General features: G+C 74.4%; 14 protein-coding genes and 1 tRNA gene. 3 read left to right on the top strand and 12 right to left on the bottom strand.

What is annotated here, in order from left to right; translation table 11 throughout:
- Positions 1-40: 40 nt before the first annotated feature.
- Positions 41-733, bottom strand: coding sequence for a hypothetical protein (locus tag K1J57_RS31895; RefSeq protein ID WP_220562404.1), 693 nt, complete (start codon positions 731-733; stop codon positions 41-43).
- 37 nt (positions 734-770) lie between these two features.
- Entirely contained in the window at positions 771-1,640 is an 870-nt protein-coding gene (locus K1J57_RS31890; RefSeq protein WP_220562403.1) for a hypothetical protein, read from the bottom strand.
- A 967-nt stretch (positions 1,641-2,607) separates the two neighbouring features.
- Here K1J57_RS31890 and K1J57_RS31885 point away from each other — a divergent pair.
- Positions 2,608-3,735, top strand: coding sequence for a DNA cytosine methyltransferase (locus K1J57_RS31885; RefSeq protein ID WP_255646748.1), 1,128 nt, complete (start codon positions 2,608-2,610; stop codon positions 3,733-3,735).
- On the opposite strand, the gene K1J57_RS31880 is transcribed toward K1J57_RS31885, so the two are convergent.
- A complete protein-coding gene (locus K1J57_RS31880) occupies positions 3,691-4,095 on the bottom strand; it encodes a very short patch repair endonuclease (protein ID WP_220562402.1) in 405 nt (134 codons plus the stop codon). The two genes, K1J57_RS31885 and K1J57_RS31880, sit on opposite strands and share 45 nt — an antisense overlap.
- 523 nt (positions 4,096-4,618) lie before the next feature.
- Here K1J57_RS31880 and K1J57_RS31875 point away from each other — a divergent pair.
- Positions 4,619-4,692: transfer RNA gene (locus K1J57_RS31875), tRNA-Pro, on the top strand.
- A gap of 91 nt (positions 4,693-4,783) precedes the next feature.
- On the opposite strand, the gene K1J57_RS31870 is transcribed toward K1J57_RS31875, so the two are convergent.
- The 3 genes from K1J57_RS31870 to K1J57_RS31860 all read right to left on the bottom strand — a co-directional run bounded on the left by K1J57_RS31870 (position 4,784) and on the right by K1J57_RS31860 (position 7,187).
- Positions 4,784-5,188 carry a four-helix bundle copper-binding protein gene (locus K1J57_RS31870; protein WP_220562401.1) on the bottom strand — a complete coding sequence of 135 codons (405 nt, stop codon included), beginning with the start codon at positions 5,186-5,188 and terminating at the stop codon, positions 4,784-4,786.
- A gap of 118 nt (positions 5,189-5,306) precedes the next feature.
- The gene (locus K1J57_RS31865; protein ID WP_220562400.1) at positions 5,307-6,149 is read right to left on the bottom strand and encodes a DUF1963 domain-containing protein; all 843 of its coding nucleotides are present in this window, start codon (positions 6,147-6,149) and stop codon (positions 5,307-5,309) included.
- Positions 6,150-6,362: 213 nt separating this feature from the next.
- Positions 6,363-7,187: an SAM-dependent methyltransferase gene (locus tag K1J57_RS31860; RefSeq protein ID WP_220562399.1), complete on the bottom strand. Its 825-nt coding sequence runs from the start codon at positions 7,185-7,187 to the stop codon at positions 6,363-6,365.
- A gap of 209 nt (positions 7,188-7,396) precedes the next feature.
- Between K1J57_RS31860 and K1J57_RS31855 the strand changes: the two genes are divergently transcribed.
- Positions 7,397-7,879, top strand: coding sequence for a TipAS antibiotic-recognition domain-containing protein (locus K1J57_RS31855; protein ID WP_220562398.1), 483 nt, complete (start codon positions 7,397-7,399; stop codon positions 7,877-7,879).
- Positions 7,880-7,914: 35 nt separating this feature from the next.
- Here the strand turns inward: K1J57_RS31855 and K1J57_RS31850 are convergent, their stop codons facing one another.
- The 6 genes from K1J57_RS31850 to K1J57_RS31825 form a co-directional block, all read right to left on the bottom strand.
- Positions 7,915-8,346, bottom strand: coding sequence for a cyclopropane-fatty-acyl-phospholipid synthase family protein (locus tag K1J57_RS31850; protein ID WP_220562397.1), 432 nt, complete (start codon positions 8,344-8,346; stop codon positions 7,915-7,917).
- 121 nt (positions 8,347-8,467) lie between these two features.
- Positions 8,468-10,258: a TIGR03767 family metallophosphoesterase gene (locus K1J57_RS31845; RefSeq protein ID WP_220562396.1), complete on the bottom strand. Its 1,791-nt coding sequence runs from the start codon at positions 10,256-10,258 to the stop codon at positions 8,468-8,470.
- 288 nt (positions 10,259-10,546) lie between these two features.
- Positions 10,547-11,818, bottom strand: coding sequence for an MFS transporter (locus tag K1J57_RS31840; protein ID WP_220562394.1), 1,272 nt, complete (start codon positions 11,816-11,818; stop codon positions 10,547-10,549).
- A gap of 75 nt (positions 11,819-11,893) precedes the next feature.
- Positions 11,894-12,490, bottom strand: a complete 597-nt coding sequence (locus tag K1J57_RS31835; RefSeq protein ID WP_220562393.1) for a TetR/AcrR family transcriptional regulator — start codon at positions 12,488-12,490, stop codon at positions 11,894-11,896.
- 399 nt (positions 12,491-12,889) lie between these two features.
- Entirely contained in the window at positions 12,890-13,378 is a 489-nt protein-coding gene (locus K1J57_RS31830) for a hypothetical protein (protein ID WP_255646747.1), read from the bottom strand.
- A 214-nt stretch (positions 13,379-13,592) separates the two neighbouring features.
- Positions 13,593-14,840 carry a helix-turn-helix transcriptional regulator gene (locus K1J57_RS31825; RefSeq protein ID WP_220562391.1) on the bottom strand — a complete coding sequence of 416 codons (1,248 nt, stop codon included), beginning with the start codon at positions 14,838-14,840 and terminating at the stop codon, positions 13,593-13,595.
- Positions 14,841-14,896 lie beyond the last annotated feature (56 nt).

The raw sequence follows: 14,896 nt of genomic DNA, 5'->3' as shown, positions 1-14,896 counted from the left end.
CCGGTCCCGGCCGGCGGGGGTTTCGGGCCCGCTTGCCCGCCTACGGCCGGTGCCGCAGCCGATCGGCCACGAACGCGCGCGAACCGGACGGGAGGCGGCGGAACTCGGTCCAGAGCTGCTCCACCCTCCGGGGGCTCCTCCTGCCGCGCCGGACCCACTGCGCGAGCTCCTCGCGCTCTGCCGCGCTGAGCATGTCGAGTGCTGTCAGGACGTCCTGCAGCTGAGGAGCCGCCTCCTGGGCGCCGCCGGCCTTGCACCGCTTGCACTGGGTCACGTACCGCTGCTCCACGGACCCGTCCTCGAGGGTCTCCTTCCTGGCGCTCACGGAGAGCTGTGCCGTCTCCCCCCGCCGGGAATCGGGGTACTCCTCGCCGCCGGCGATACCGCATACGGTGCACATGTAGTCGTCGGCGGCGATGACGGCGGCACGCTCCTTGCTGCTGATCTCCTGCGGCGCGCTCCTGCGGGCACGGGGGTCCCACACGGCGTCGCCCGCCCGGACGAAGCACAGCGTGTTCAGCGGAAGGCCGGGGTCCTCGCGGTTGGTGTTGATGACCCAGCCGTTGGCCCTGAGGTCGCGCATACGGCGGTCGACCTGCTCGACCCCGGGGAACGCCTCCCTCAGCTGGGCCTTGGTGAAGAAGTTCCCCTCCCCGACCTCGTCCAGGAGCCACAGGGCGACCTTGATCTTCGTGCCGGCCCGCAGTTCCGGGTCGTTCCATGTAGGGCGCATGAGCGCTCTCCCTCCAGTGTCCGTCGTGCTGTCTCTTCTAGTTCGCCTGGACCGCGGCCGTGCTCCAGCGGGCGGCGTGGCCCTCTTCCCCGGCGCCGGCGTAGTAGGCGGCCAGCTGGTGCGCCGCCTCGCGGAGGCCTGACCGTGCCGCCCGTTCGAGGAGCAGCGGCCGGATCTCCCCTTCGTTGAGGAGGCCGCTGGCGGAGGCGGCCGTCTCGACGGCCTGCCTGGCAGCGCTGAGCTTGCGCTCCTGCGGTGCCTCGACCCCCAGGAGGCCGGCCGCCTCAGCGCTTCCCAGGGCCCCCGCCGCACGGAGCCAGGCATCGCCCTCCCCGGGGTGGCCGTCGAGGAGGCGCAGCAGTGCGAGGACCAGGGCCGCCTCGGGGTCCGCCCCCGGCGGGCGGGCAGCGGAGAGCAGGGCGGTCCCCGCCCTTCCGTAGGCCGCCTCGTACCTGAGCTGTTCGGCGTCCTTCCGGGGCGCCCTGGCCGGTGTGGGCCGGGCGCCGTCGGGGGGGCGCTGGTGCCCCTTCGGGTAGTCCCGGAACTCTGCGGGCAGGGCCTGCCAGCGGAACTCCTGCCACCGGCCCCAGAGCCGGTCGGCCTCGCGGAAGTCCGGCAGGGGGTCGGCTTCGCCCGCCGTTTCCCTTGCCGCATACAGGCAGGCCAGGGCGATGGTGTTGAACTTCGCCCGTGAGGGCGGGCGGCTCAGCTTCTTGTTGAGGGTCCTGCTCAGCGTTGACCAGGAGACCGGGTTCAGGCGTCCGCGTTCGCTTGCGTCGCGCTGCAGGACCTTTTCGGCGGCCTGCGCTACCTGGCTCTGCTGGAGTCCGTGTTCTGCGAGGAGTTCCTTCAGGAAGTCCGCGAAGAGGGAGGCGTCGTTGTCCCCTGGGTTCGGGGAAGAAGGCATGGCTTACCTCGTGTCTGGTTGCCGCAGTGTTCGGAAGCCCTTCGGAAAGGCCGGTCCGGTGCCTGTGTGCGTTCGGGGGAGCGCTTGTGCGAGTTCTCTCCGGGGGCTCGCTTTCTCGTCCTTTTGAAAGGACCGGGGGTATGTGCTTCCGCCTCCGTGGAGGCGGGTGCCGGTAGGCGCGCGGGGGACAGGGATGCGGGCGCGCCGAGGGCGGATCGCGCCCTGGCTCCGCGCTTCCTGCGGGTGGCGGAAGTCGACTATACCCAGTTTCTGTGGGTTTGGAAGGAGATGCGGCGGGTTTTCCTCTTGCATCTACTTGCAGTTTCTTGAGTCCGCCTTGGACCGGCAGGCGGGCCCGCCGGTCGGCGTTGTCGGCGGCGGTGCACGGAGAAAGGGGGATCCTATGATCCCACCTTTGGGGTTTTCGGGGTTTAATATCCCTTTTGTGGTGATTTTCTGGCGCGCGGAAACGGCGTGAATCCGTCTGGGGCCGACGCCGTTGTGCGGAAAGGGTCTCGGCGACGGGGTGCCGGACGTACCGCTGGCACCCCGCCGCCGTTGGCGGCAGGCGAGGGCGGCGGGGTGGGACCTCTCCTCCTGTGCCGGCGGCCGGGGTGCCGAAGGCCACACCCGGAGCGTGCTCCCGGCGCGCGCCCGTCGGCGGTTCGGTCGGCTTCCGGCGGCCGGCGAGGGGCCGGCAACAGGGAGGGGAGGCCCCTGGCGGGCGGTGCCCGCGCAGGGTATTGCGGAGGGGGATCCCCCGGTTCTGCTCCCGGGCTCGGGCACATGCGTAGAATCGCCCCTCAGGAGCATCGCGGATCCCGTGGGGAAACTCCTGCCGGTGCGCCGGCGGTTTCGTCCGGGTGCCGTGGCACCATCGTGGTCGCAGGCGGCTTTTCCGCCGGGTGTTCGATGTGTGTGGAGCGGTCGGGTCGCAGCGGTCGGCGGGGCGAGGACAGAAAGGCAGATGATGTCGGAGCGGGAGGACGAGTACACGTCCCTGGAGATCTGCGCCGGCGCGGGCGGGCAGGCGGTGGGACTGCACAGGGCCGGCTTCCGCCACCGGGCGCTCATCGAGGTCGACCCCCACGCCGTGCAGACGCTGCGGCACAACACCGGCAAGCAGAAGTGGGAGGACTGCGAGGTCCTGGACTGGGACCTGACGGACTTCGACATGGACGCGCTCAAGGAGATCGTGCCCCCCGGCTCCCTTAGCCTCCTGGCCGGAGGCGTTCCCTGCCCCCCCTTCTCCCTGGCCGGCAAGCAGCTGGGCGAGGACGACGAGCGGGACCTGTTCCCCGTCATGCTCGACATGGTGAAAGAGCTGCGCCCCCGCGCGGTGATGATCGAGAACGTGCGGGGCCTGCTCGAGCCCTTCCTCAAGTTCGCCTCCTACCGGACCCGCATCCGTGCACGCTTGGAGGAGATGGGCTACAAGATCCTCGGCTGGGAGGTGCTGGAGGCCCGTGACTACGGTGTGCCCCAGCTCCGCCCCCGGGCGATCCTGGTCGCCATGCAGGCGGACGGGGCCGCCCACTTCCAGCCGCCCCGGGGCCGGTCGGCCCCCGTCAGTGTCGCCGAAGCCCTGGACGCCAGTATGAGGGCGCGCTACGCGGCCTCGGAGCGCCCTGATGCGATGGACTACTACCGCAGGTGGAAGAGGAAGGCCGAGGAGCGGGGCACAGTCGCCCCGACCCTCGTGGGCGGCTCGAAGAAGCACGGCGGAGCGGACCTGGGTCCCACGCGCGCCAAGCGGGCCTGGGCCGAGCTGGGTGTGGACGGGCACGGCGTCGCCGACGACCTCGGCAAGACCAAGGACGAGGACCGGGACCTGTTCGGCGAGCGCGGGCCCAAGCTGACGGTCGCCCAGGCCGCGATCATCCAGGGCTTCCCCGAGGACTGGGAGTTCATGGGGCGCAAGACCGCTGCTTACCGGCAGGTGGGCAACGCGTTCCCGTCACCGGTGGCCGAAGCCGTGGGCAGGTCCATCCTCGACGCGCTGAAGGCCGCGGATGCCGGTGCCGAACTGCCCGCCTACCAGGCTCCGGGGCTAACCGAGCCGACGGGGCCGCTGCAGCTCGCCCTTACGGGCTGAGACGGCCTCGACGACGATCTCGGCGCACTCGGCGGGGTCCTGGTGCTCCCAGAAGCGCAGCACCAGCCATCCCGCCTCCTCCAACAGGGCGTCGGTGTCGCGGTCCCGGCTGACGTTGCCGCTGATCTTGTCCTCCCAGTACCCGGGATTGGTCTTGGGCGGAACGAAGTGGTCCGGGCAGCCGTGCCAGAAGCAGCCGTCCACGAACACCGCCACCCGGGTGGGGCGGAACAGCAGGTCTGCGGTCCGCCGCATCTTGGGTAGCGGCTTGGCCGCCACCCGGTAGCGCAGGCCGACGGCGTGGACCAGTCTGCGGAGGGCGAGTTCGGGCTTGGTGTCGCGGCTGCGGTTGCCCCGCATGCTGCGCCGGTTGGCGGCCGATGAGGCCCATGACCCCTGCGGCGGCTGCCAGCCGCCGGCCCCGGGCCGGACTGTCGGCTCAACCACTCGTGCCTGCCCGCTGCAGTGCCGGTCCCGGCCCGCCGGAGCCGCGCGTGGAGGGCGTGCCGGAAGCGCCCTGTACGGAGATGTCGGAGAGTCGCACGGTGGGAAGGCTACCTGCCCGGGCGGAGGCCGGCGGGCCGGACGCCCGCCCGGCGGCGTGCGTGCAGTTCGGGGCCGGCCCGTGCCGCCGACGGGAACCCGCAGGCCGTCTCCGGGGCATTGTGCCGCAGCGGACGGTCTCCCCGGCGCCGGGCACCTGTTCGAGGAGGAGGGCGCCCTGGCGGAGGCGGCCCGCGCCGCCTCCGCCTGGTTCGCCCGCGCGATGGGCGGACGCGGGGAATGAGGGAGGTGCGGCGCCGCACGCCCGCAATTGCGGTGCGGAGGGTCCGGTGGATGCGATAGAGTCTTTCCCGTCGGCGAGGCCAGCGGCCTGGCCCGACGGGACGTAGCGCAGTTTGGCAGCGCACTTGACTGGGGGTCAAGGGGTCGTGGGTTCAAATCCCGCCGTCCCGACAGGCGAAGGGCGTTCACGCGAGTGAACGCCCTTCTTCGTGTTCCGGGCGCGTGCCCGACGCGCGGGCCGGGGTGTCGGCGCCCCGGCCGGTCACAGGGAGCCGGCAAGCTCCCGGCAGGCCCGGGCACAGCGGCGGCACGCCTCGGCGCACACCCGGCAGTGCTCGTGCACGGAGGCGTGCCGCTCGCACTCGTCGGCGCAGCTCTCGCAGGCCAGCGCGCAGGCCTCCAGCACCGCGCGGGCGATGTCGGCGTCGTGGCCGGTGCGGCGCGAGAGCACCCGACCGGTGGTCTCGCACAGGTCGGCGCAGTCGAGGTCGGTGCGCACGCACGCGACCAGCTCCGCGACCGCCTCCTCGCCCAGGCAGGCGTCCGCGCAGGCGGTACAGGCCTGGGCGCATTCGAAGCACGCCTCGATGCACACCCGCAGCTTCTCGACGTCCACCCCGCCCGGGCCCCCGGGGTGGCTCTCCAGCATCCGACCCGCCGTACTCATGACGCCCCCTGGCGCAGTGGGGCTCCGGCCCGGACGCCGGACCCCGTCCTGCTCGCCACTGACCCCCGGGGCGCGACGGTAAACGCCGCGTCCCAGGTCAGGGGGGAGACCGTGCCCCCTACGGGGCCCACATGTCCACGAAGGTGAGCACCCGGTCCAGGCGCAGGGCGGCCAGGTCCCGGCGCAGGACCAGCCAGTGGACCACGAGCCCGTCCAGCCCGACCTCGTCCGGGGCGTCGTCGCCGCAGCGCCAGGTGGCCAGCAGCGTCCAGTCGTCGCGGCCGCCTGTGCGGGTGCGCTCGGAGCCCTCCTCGTCCGGGTCGTAGCCGCGGAGTCCCTCCAGGGGGTCGATGTTGGGGACCAACGGGTGGCCGCCCAGTTGCAGGCGCCAGTCGACGCCGCCGTGGCCGTCGCCGCCCGCGGCGTGCCACGCCTCGGACAGCCCGTAGGTCCGCATGTACTCGTCCTGGGGAGGGGGATCCCCGTACTGGTCCCTGGTGAAGCTCCCGGACTCCTGGGTACTGGGCCCGTACGCCACCGTGCGCAGCTCCCGCCCGGGGAAGAGCTCCCTGCCCTCGCCGGCGGGGAGCTCGGCCGTCGCCGTCCCGGCGGGGACGTACCGCACCACGTCCTCGCGGCGCCCCGTGAAGTCGATGTCCGGCACGGCGAAGAACAGCAGGTGGCCGTCGGCGGGCAGCGGCGGGTCGGTGGCGTCCGCGCGCAGGAGGGCGCAGTCGACGGAGGCGACGAAGCCGTGCGGGGGCACGGGCGCCCCGTGCGGCAGTCGCGGCCGCCCGCCCAGGCGGGCCGCCACCGGTCCGTCACCGCCGTCCGCCAGGTACGCCGCGGGCCGGAGGGACCGCACCCACCTCTCCGCGGCGTTCGGCGGCAGGCCCCGTTCCACTGCTCCGGCGCGGAAACGCCGCACCCTGTCCACGGTCTCGTCCGTTCCGTTCGTCACGCGGACACCGTAGACCCTTCGGCGGACGTTCCCGCCCCCGGCCCGGGCGCCCGCCGGACGGGTCGATCGGGTACGTCGCCGCGGAGATGACGACCCGGCGGTCGACGACCCGGGGGCGCCGGCCGCCGGGCACGGTCCGGCGGCCGGTGGTGGCGGCTTCCCGGCCCGGGCGGGCGGCGCCGCGCCGCGGCACCGCCCGCACCGGCCTCGGGGTCAGGGCTTGCGGCCGACGCCGCCGTACTGGTCCAGGCCGCGCTTGGTGTGGACCTCCAGGGGGGCCGGGCGCCACCGGGGGCAGGGCACCACACCGGGTTCGAGCAGCTCCAGGCCCTCGAACCGGGCGGCGATGAACTCCGGGCTGCGCAGCAGGTACGGGACGTCGCCCTGCTCGTTGCCGGCCTCGATGGCCCTGTTGTAGGCCTCGCTGGTGTTGGCTCCGTCGTAGCTGGCCAGGTAGCTGCCGGAGGGCAGGGCGTCCAGCAGGCGGCGCACGATCGGCTGGACGTCGTCCTCGGGGATGTGGCCCAGGATCCCCATGAGCATGAGCGCGATGGGCTGGTCGAAGTCCAGGGTCTTGGCGGCGCGCTCCAGGATCGCGTCGGGGTCGCGCAGGTCGGCGTCGATGTAGTCGGTGGCCCCCTCGGGGGTGCCGACCAGCAGGGCGCGCGCGTGCGCGAGCACGAGGGGGTCGTTGTCCACGTAGACCACCCGGCACTCCGGGGCGATCGACTGGGCGACCTCGTGGGTGTTGTCGGCGGTGGGCATCCCGGTGCCGATGTCGAGGAACTGGCGGATGCCCACGTCCCGCGTCAGGTGGGTGACGACGCGGATGAGGAACTTGCGGCTGGTGCGGGCCAGGTCCACGATCTCCGGGAAGCCCTCGGCCACCGCGTCGCCCGCGATCCGGTCGATCGGGTAGTGGTCCTTGCCGCCCATCCAGTAGTTCCAGATCCGGGCCGAGTGGGTCCGGGTGGTGTCGATGGCCGGGGGGCGGTCGTCGGAGCCCGCGGGGGAGGACGGGGACGGGGCGTCGGTCATGGGGCAACCACCTCGGTGCGCAGGGGGCCGCCGCGAAGGCGGGCCGTCGGCGTCCGAACGCCGCAAAGCCCGGCCACGGCGGGGTTCTCGTTCGCCCCCACACTAGACGACACCGCACCCGCCGCATCCGCCGCGCCGTCGGCGGAACACGTCGGGCCCGGTCGCCGAGCACTTGACCCCGACGCGGCGTCAGGGCGCACCATGGCGGCATGACGAGGAGAGAAGCGGGGTCCCCGCTGTCGGACGACGACAAGCGCGAGGTCTGGGGCGGTTTCGCGGACCGCGAGGAGGAGTACCTCGACGAGGTCGAACACCGGTGGGGCGGAACCGAGGCGTACGCCGACTCCGCCCGGCGCGTCGCCGGGTACGGCCGGGCCGAGTGGGAGCGGATCAACCGGGACAACGCGGCCATCGAGGCGAGGATCCGCGAACTGATGGCCGCCGGCGCGGATCCGCGCGGCACGGAGGCGATGGACGTCGCGGAGGCGTCCCGGCTCCACGTGTCGCGGTGGTTCTACGCGATGGACCACGGGTTCCACGTGGCCAAGAGCGAGCTCTACGTCCAGGACGAGAGGTACCGGCAGGGCATCGAGGAGAACACCGCCCCCGGCGCCGCGGAGTGGCTGCGGGCCGCGATCGTCGCGAACGCGGAGCGGGCCCGGCTGCGGGAACGGGCGCGGGAACGGGGCTGAGCCGGTCCGGCCCCGGGGCGCAGCCGACCGGGGGGTCAGGAGGGCAGGGCCACCTCGCGCAGCGGGTCGCCGCCGTCGATGAGCAGCACGCCTCCCGGCACGAGGGCGCGGGCGAGCCGTTCGAGCGCGAGCGCGCCGGCGCGGGGGTGGCGCCCGTCGAACGCGCCCACCCGGACGGCGAAGGCGAGGTCGTAGGGCTCCTCGCCCTCGGCGAGCTCCAGTTGCTCGGCGGTGCCCTGCCGGGCGGTGAGCAGGCCCGCCGCGATCAGGTCCGGCGCCGAGCGGGTGAGCTGCGCGATCGCGGCGGCGGAGCGGTCGACCGCGAGCACGTGGCCGTCCGGGCCGACCCGGTGCGCGACCTCGCGCGCCGCGGCGCCCGGGCCGCAGCCGATCTCGATCACGCGCAGACCGGGGCGCAGCGGGAGGGCGTCGACGACCGCCCGCAGCCGTGGGGACAAGGCGCTCATGCGGACATGGTAGGCGGACGGCGGCCGCTGCGGCGGGTTCCGCCGTGCCGGGTTCCTCCGCCCCGGGCCCCGCCGTGCCGAGGCCGGCACGGCGGGGCGCCCCGGGGCCGCCGGCCGGGGGCTAGCGGGTCGGGGGGACGGCGGGGACGAGGAGCTCGACGTTGCGGTCGCGGGCCGAGCCCAGGTTCGCGCCGTCGGCGTAGGGGTCGTTGACCGACAGCTCCCGGTACAGCGAGGCCAGGCCGTCCGCCGAGAAGTCGCCGTGCTCCACCCGGTAGGGGCTGTCCGCTTCGATGAGCGTGGTGAACAGCGACACCGTGCCGTCGGCGTTGTCCACGATCTCGATGCAGCGGGCCAGCTGCGGGTGGTCGATGTGCGAGGCGGTGTTGATCTCCCAGAACCCGCACTCGGGACGGTCGGCGGTGTGCGCCCGCACGGTGTTGCGGTGGGTGTGCCCGTTCACCCAGGCCAGGACGTTGGGGTACCGCTTGAGCAGTGACACCAGCACCCCGCCCGTGTAGCGCAGCTCGGCGGGGCGGCGCCGGTCCGGCAGCGGGTTGTCCATGGTGTCGCTGGTGTGGTGGCTGAACAGTACGAACAGCTCGCCGGTCACCTGCTGGGTGCGCCGCCGCCCGAGGAGGTCGTAGTAGACCGGGCTGCCCGCGCGCAGGGTGTTCTCCAGCCAGCGGTACTGGGTGTGCCCGATCGAGCCGTTGGCCAGCCCGGCGAGGGTGGTGGTGTCGAGGCTGATCCCGGTCACGCCCTCGGCGATGGTGAACGTGTAGAAGCAGTCCACCCCGTCGGCGTTCTCCTCGGTGAAGCCGTGGCCGACCGGCCCGGGGCCGGTGTTGGCCCCGTCGCGGTGGGCGGCGACGAACCCGGCCGTGTCGAAGGGGGCGCGGCGCTCGTCGGCCGTGACGGTGGAGACGATCGACCCGGCCGCGGTCGCCGCCCCCGGCTCGGCCAGCCCCTCGACGGCGGCGGGCAGCTCGCCGACGCTGTCGGCCTCGGTCATGGCCTCGGCGGTGCGGGCGGCGGCCCGTTCGTCGGTGTACATGATCTTGCGGTCGCCGGTGAAGCACTCGGTCAGGGTCCCGGCGGGCAGGGACCCGGCCGGGGTGTCGTCGTGGTTGCCGATGGTGCAGTACCAGGGGACGTCGAGCCCGGGGGCGCGGAACCCGGCCCGGGCGGCGGCCAGGAAGCCCGGCAGGACGGGGAAGCCGTGGTCGGCCTTGTAGCGGTCGGCGAGGTCGCGTTCGGGGTGCCAGTACAGCTCGGACCCGCTGTCCTGGACGCCCTCGTAGCGGCTCGGGTCGCCGGTGTCGGGGGTGAGGTCTCCGCCGTTGAACACGGCCATGAGCCAGTCGAGTTCGATCAGCTCGTGGTTGTCGGTGTTGTCGCCGGTGGTCATGACGAAGTCGAAGGGGCGCCCGGTGATCGGCCCGACCCGTAGGGAGTTCACCCGGGAGACCAGCGCGGAGGCGCCGACGGCGGACAGGGTCTCCTGCGGGCGGTGGGCGCTGGAGCCGAGCAGGGGGTGGGTGTACTCGAAGCGGACCGGGCTCTGGGCGTCCACGATGTGCAGATCGGTGAACTGGACGAACGCGGCCAGGGGGACGCGCCGGTCGTCGCGGCCGGACTGAGCGGGGACGAGGTCCTCGCGGACCTCCAGCGGCCAGCCGGGACCCGCGGACAGGAGGCGGTAGCCGTCGCCGACGGCCGCGGCGGCCTGGACCAGGGTGGTGCCCTCGGGGGCGGCGGCCCGGGCCAGGCTCCGGCGGACGAGGCGGTCGAGGGAGGCGGCGTCGAGTGCGTGCGCGGGGGCGGCGGGCAGGGCGGCCAGGCCCAGCCCGGCTGCGGTCCCCAGGAGTCCGCTCCCCAGGAGGAAGCGGCGGCGGTCGAGGGAGGCCATGGGCACGGTGTCCTTTCGGCCCGGGGGGCGGGCCTTGCGGGGGGACGGGGCGTCGTCATTGAAGACCGGGACCGGCCCGTTGGCAACGGGGGTGCGGACGGGTGCCCGCACCCCCGCGGGGAGGGGCGCGGGGCCGGTGGGTACGATTCCCGGTTCGGCTCCGGAGCGGGAACGCTCGGTGACGGCGCACCGACCCCGCGTGTGTCCCGGCCGGTCACCGCCGTGTCGGAGCCCGGTGGCCGACCGTTCGCGGCGGCCTCGGTGAACCGTCATAAAGGTGAGGGTTTTTCATATCTGGCCGGATGCGGACACCGCCGCCGCCCCGGCGGGGGAGCCGGACCGCCGGGAGGCCAGGACCGCGGGCGCCATCGCGAGCAGGGCGAGCAGCGCCAGCGCGGCACCGATCCACAGGGGCGCGCGCAGTCCGAAGGCCGCGATGCCCTCCCCGCCCGCCCAGGAGCCGACCACCACGCCCAGGGTGATGAACGAGCTGTGCGCGGTGTTGACCATGGTCCCGGCCCCGCCCACCCGCTGCACGCGGGTGACCATCGCCGGGTTGAGGGTGATGCCGACCAGGCCGATGCCCGCCATGGCGACCAGCGCCGGGACCGGGGACGCGGCGAACAGGGCGAACCCGGTCAGGAACACGGTGTTGAGGGCCAGCCCCGCCACGATGGCGGCGACCGCGTGGGAGGAGGCCAGTCGGCCCACCACAGCGGTGCCCGCGACCGTGGCCGCGCCGTAGCCGAACAGCAGCAGCGGGACCAGCTCCCGGGGCAGGCCGGTGACCTCGGTGAGGATCGGGGTGAAGTAGCTGAACGCGCTGAAGGTCGCGCTGATGATCAGGGTGGAGGTCGCCATGACCGCCCACAGGCGGGGGTCGCGGAGCGCCGCGGCCTCGCCGGTCCCGGCCCGCTTCGCGGTCCCGGCGCCGTCCGCGCCGTCCCCGGCGTCGATCCCGCCGCCGGTTCCGCCATCGGTCCGGCCGCCGTGCCCGTGGGCGGTCGCGGTCGGCTCCAGGCGGGGCAGGTACCGGGCGGTGGCCGCGGCCACCGCGACGGTCAGGACGCCGACGGCGGCGAAGGCGGCCCGCCAGCCGAGCCATCCGCCCAGGAGCGTCGACAGCGGGAGTCCCAGCAGGGTGCCCACCATCACCCCCTGGAGGGCCGTGCCGACGGCGCGGCCGCGCAGGTGGGCGGGGACCAGGCGGGAGGCGGTGGACACCGCCACCCCGAAGAAGCCGCCGGCGGCCGCCCCGGTGAGGACCCGGGCGACGAACACGGCGGGATAGGACCAGGCGAGGGCGGCCAGCGCGTTGCCCAGGAGGAAGACGGCGAACAGTGCCAGCAGGGCGCGGTCGGGGCGCAGGCGGCGCACCGCCAGGGCGGCGGCCGGGCCGCCCAGGGCCATGGCCAGGGCGAACGCGGTGATGAGGTGGCCGATGCGGGTGACGCTGGTCCCCAGGTCCTCGGCCATCTGCGGCATGAGGCCGCCGACCAGGAACTCGCTGGTGACCATGGTGAACAGGCCGAGTGCCAGGAGGGGCACGGCAGGGGGCACGGGGGCTCTCCTTCGTTTTTTGTACTGATCGTTTCAAAATTGGGGTGTGCGAAGCCCGGCCGGAGGGGGCCGGGCTCAGGCCCGCAGCGCCTCGACCGCGGTCCCGGCGACGGACTCCAGGACCTCCCGCCGGGCGCCGGACTGCCCCGCCACCCGGATGCCGGAGATCACCGAGACGAGATACCAGGCCGTCGCCTCGGGCTCGCGGTCCGGGTGGACCGACCCGTCGGCGCGGCCCGCCAGGACGGCCGTGCGCAGCGACGCCAGGCGCCGGTCGCGGTCGGTGCCGAGCAGCCGGGCGACCGCCGGGTCGTGCGCGGCGAACGACGTGGTCGTGTTGACCACGAAGCAGCCCGACCCGGGGCCCTCCTCCCGGATCCGCACCGCGTCGTCCACGATGCGGGCGAGCAGCGCCCGGATGCGGTCCAGGCCGCTGAGGCCGTCGTCGTCCAGGAGTTCCACCTGGCCGTCGGTGGTGTCCGTCGTGTACCGCGCCAGGGCCCTGAGGAACAGGTGCTCCTTGGACCGGAACGTGTTGTACAGGCTGGAGCGGTTCAGTCCGGTGGCCGCGCACAGGTCGGCCGTGGAGGTCCCGTCGAACCCCTTCTCCCAGAACACGTCGCGGGCGGCCCTGACCACCTGCTCCTCGTCGAACCCCCGTGGTCTTCCCATGGGCGCCACGCTACCCGGTTGTGGAACGTTCGGACCAGAACCGGTGCGCGGGCCCGGGGCGAAGGGGGCGGAGGCGGGGAGGGGCGGGTCGGCCGCGGGGCGGTGGCCGCGCCGATGCCGCGGCCTCCGCCGGTCACGAGGGTCCGCTCGCCGTCGGGGATGTCGCTCATGTCGTCGGTCGTCCGATCCGTGAAGGGGTCGCAGGGGAGGGCGGGGCAGGGCCGTGGGGACGCGGGGGCGATCCGTTTTGAATCGATCGTTTCAATACGGGAACCTAGCACGGGTCGCCGGTCGGGTACGGGTGACGTGGCTCACGGGCGGGGGCGCCGCGGGGGCACGGCTCCGGCGTGCCGCGCGGTGTCGCCGGCGCTGCCGCCGCAGGCGCCGCCCGGCGCCGGGTCAGCCCTTCCACTCCAGGGCCGACACGACCGTGTACGCGGTCAGGGTGACCACGCTGGCGCCGCAGCGCTCATGGCGTTGCAGGTCGATCAGCGCCGAGGCGACGAGGACGGCGTTGCGGCGCAGCTCGTCCTCGGTCGCGCCCACCGGGATCACCCGGCGCACGTGGTGGCAGCGCGCCCGTCCCGCGTCGTGCACCATCCCCACCACGTAGGTCCGGGCCAGGCGGCGCAGCGCCGCCGGCCGCGGGATCGGGTACCGGTACCGGCAGCGGGCCCGCGTCCCGTCCGGCTCCACCGCCTCCGCCTCGTAGGTGATGGACTCCCAGTCCTCGTCCACCTGCCGGACCGCGACGCCCCGGGACCGCGCCCAGGCCTCGATCTCCGCCCGGTCGTGGACCACCACCGCCTTCACGGCCTCCCCGGCGCCGCCGTCCGCCGTCCGCGCCGTCTCCCGGGAGGCGGTCCTGTCGCCGGGGACGGGCGTCACCGCTCCGCCGTTCACTCGCGACCGCCCCGTGGGCGGCCGCCGATGCGCATCATCGTCGGTGTTCCTCGAAACCGTCGGTGGGGTCCCGGACCCCCTCCCGGTCCGGGACCCCACCGACGCTAACCCGGCCCGCGCCCCGCAGGGGGTAGGGAATGTGCCCCCTGTCCGGCAAAGACCAGGTCACGGGCGCTCCGGTCGGCGGGGCGGGCGCGGCTCAGGCCGGGACGCCCACCCGGTCGGCCAGCCCGGCCGCCCGCGCGCGGTGCTCGCGCGAGTGCAGGCCCTCCATGATCATGGCGCGGGCGTGCCCGTTGTAGCGGATGGTCTCCGGGGCGATCGCGTGCGCCTGCGCCAGCAGCCGCAGCGCCTCGCCCTCCCGCCCGTCCAGCCGGTACGCCCGGGCCTGCTCGATCCGGTGCCGGGCCCGCCGCGGCCGCGACGGGATGGTGTGCGCCTCCGACCGCAGCGACTGGCGCACCCCCTCGCCGCCGTTGCGCAGCTCCACCGCCACCGTCACCGCGTGCGCGCCCATGACGGCCCGGGAGAACGAGGTGACCGGGTGGTAGAACCCCGCCGGAAGCCGCTCCGCGGCCCGCCGCGCCGTGTCCCACCGGTGCCAGGCAGCGCCGCTCTCGCCGCGCCGGGCGGCGGTGTACCCGGCCTCGAACTGCAGGGAGCCCCACAGCGACCGGAGCTCGTCGGAATCCCGCCGGTCCAGGTGGGCGCCCAGGTGCGCCAGTGCCCCCTCGGCCACCGCGTCCGCGGCGTCCCAGTCGCCGGCGTCGCGGTGCGCCTGGACCATCAGCCAGGCGGCGATGCCCAGGGCGCGCGGGTCGTCGGCCTCGCGCGCGGTCACCACGGCGCGCTCGCACACCCGCCACAGCAGGCTCTGCGCGGGCTGGTAGGCGATGAAGAACTGCGCCAGCGAGTACACCTCGGACAGCACCGCGCGGGCGGCCCGCCGGTGGGACTCGCGGTCCGCCGCGTGCACGGCGGCCTGCGCGTCCTCGATCAGCTCCGGCAGCAGCGCGCCCAGCACCTCGCGGTGGTCGGGGGCCGCGTGCCGGGCCCGCCACGCCCCGCGCAGCCGGGCCCGCAGGTGGGGCAGCCCCGGCACGGGGCGGTCGGCGGCGGGCGCGAAGGCGTTGACCGCCGCCCGCACGGCGGGCAGGCGCGGGTGCCCGGGGCCGCTGAACGGCTCGACCGGGATCGACCCGGCCCCGGTCAGCTCGGCCAGGTCGCGGATCCGCAGGGCGTCCGCCAGCTTGAGCAGCAGCGGCAGTTTGGGGGTGCCCAGGCGGCCGGTCTCCAGGGCCTTCACCCAGGAGGCGGAGCGGCCCACCAGCCCGCCCAGGACTTCGCGGGTCAGTCCTCTGCGGGAGCGGTGGAGCTTGAGGCGGGTGCCGAAGGGGATGTCGGAGCCGGCGGTTTCCTCGATCTCCCCGATGCCGTCGGAGGCCATGCGGAGTCCTTCCCGATACGCCGCCGCGGCGGCCCGTGCCGTCCGCCGGTGCCGCG

The sequence above is a fragment of the Nocardiopsis sp. MT53 genome (assembly GCF_019598965.1).
In the GTDB taxonomy this organism is placed as follows: Bacteria; Actinomycetota; Actinomycetes; order Streptosporangiales; family Streptosporangiaceae; genus Nocardiopsis; species Nocardiopsis changdeensis.
Note: the sequence above shows the minus strand (reverse complement) of the source record. Positions and strands in the feature narration are given on the sequence as shown.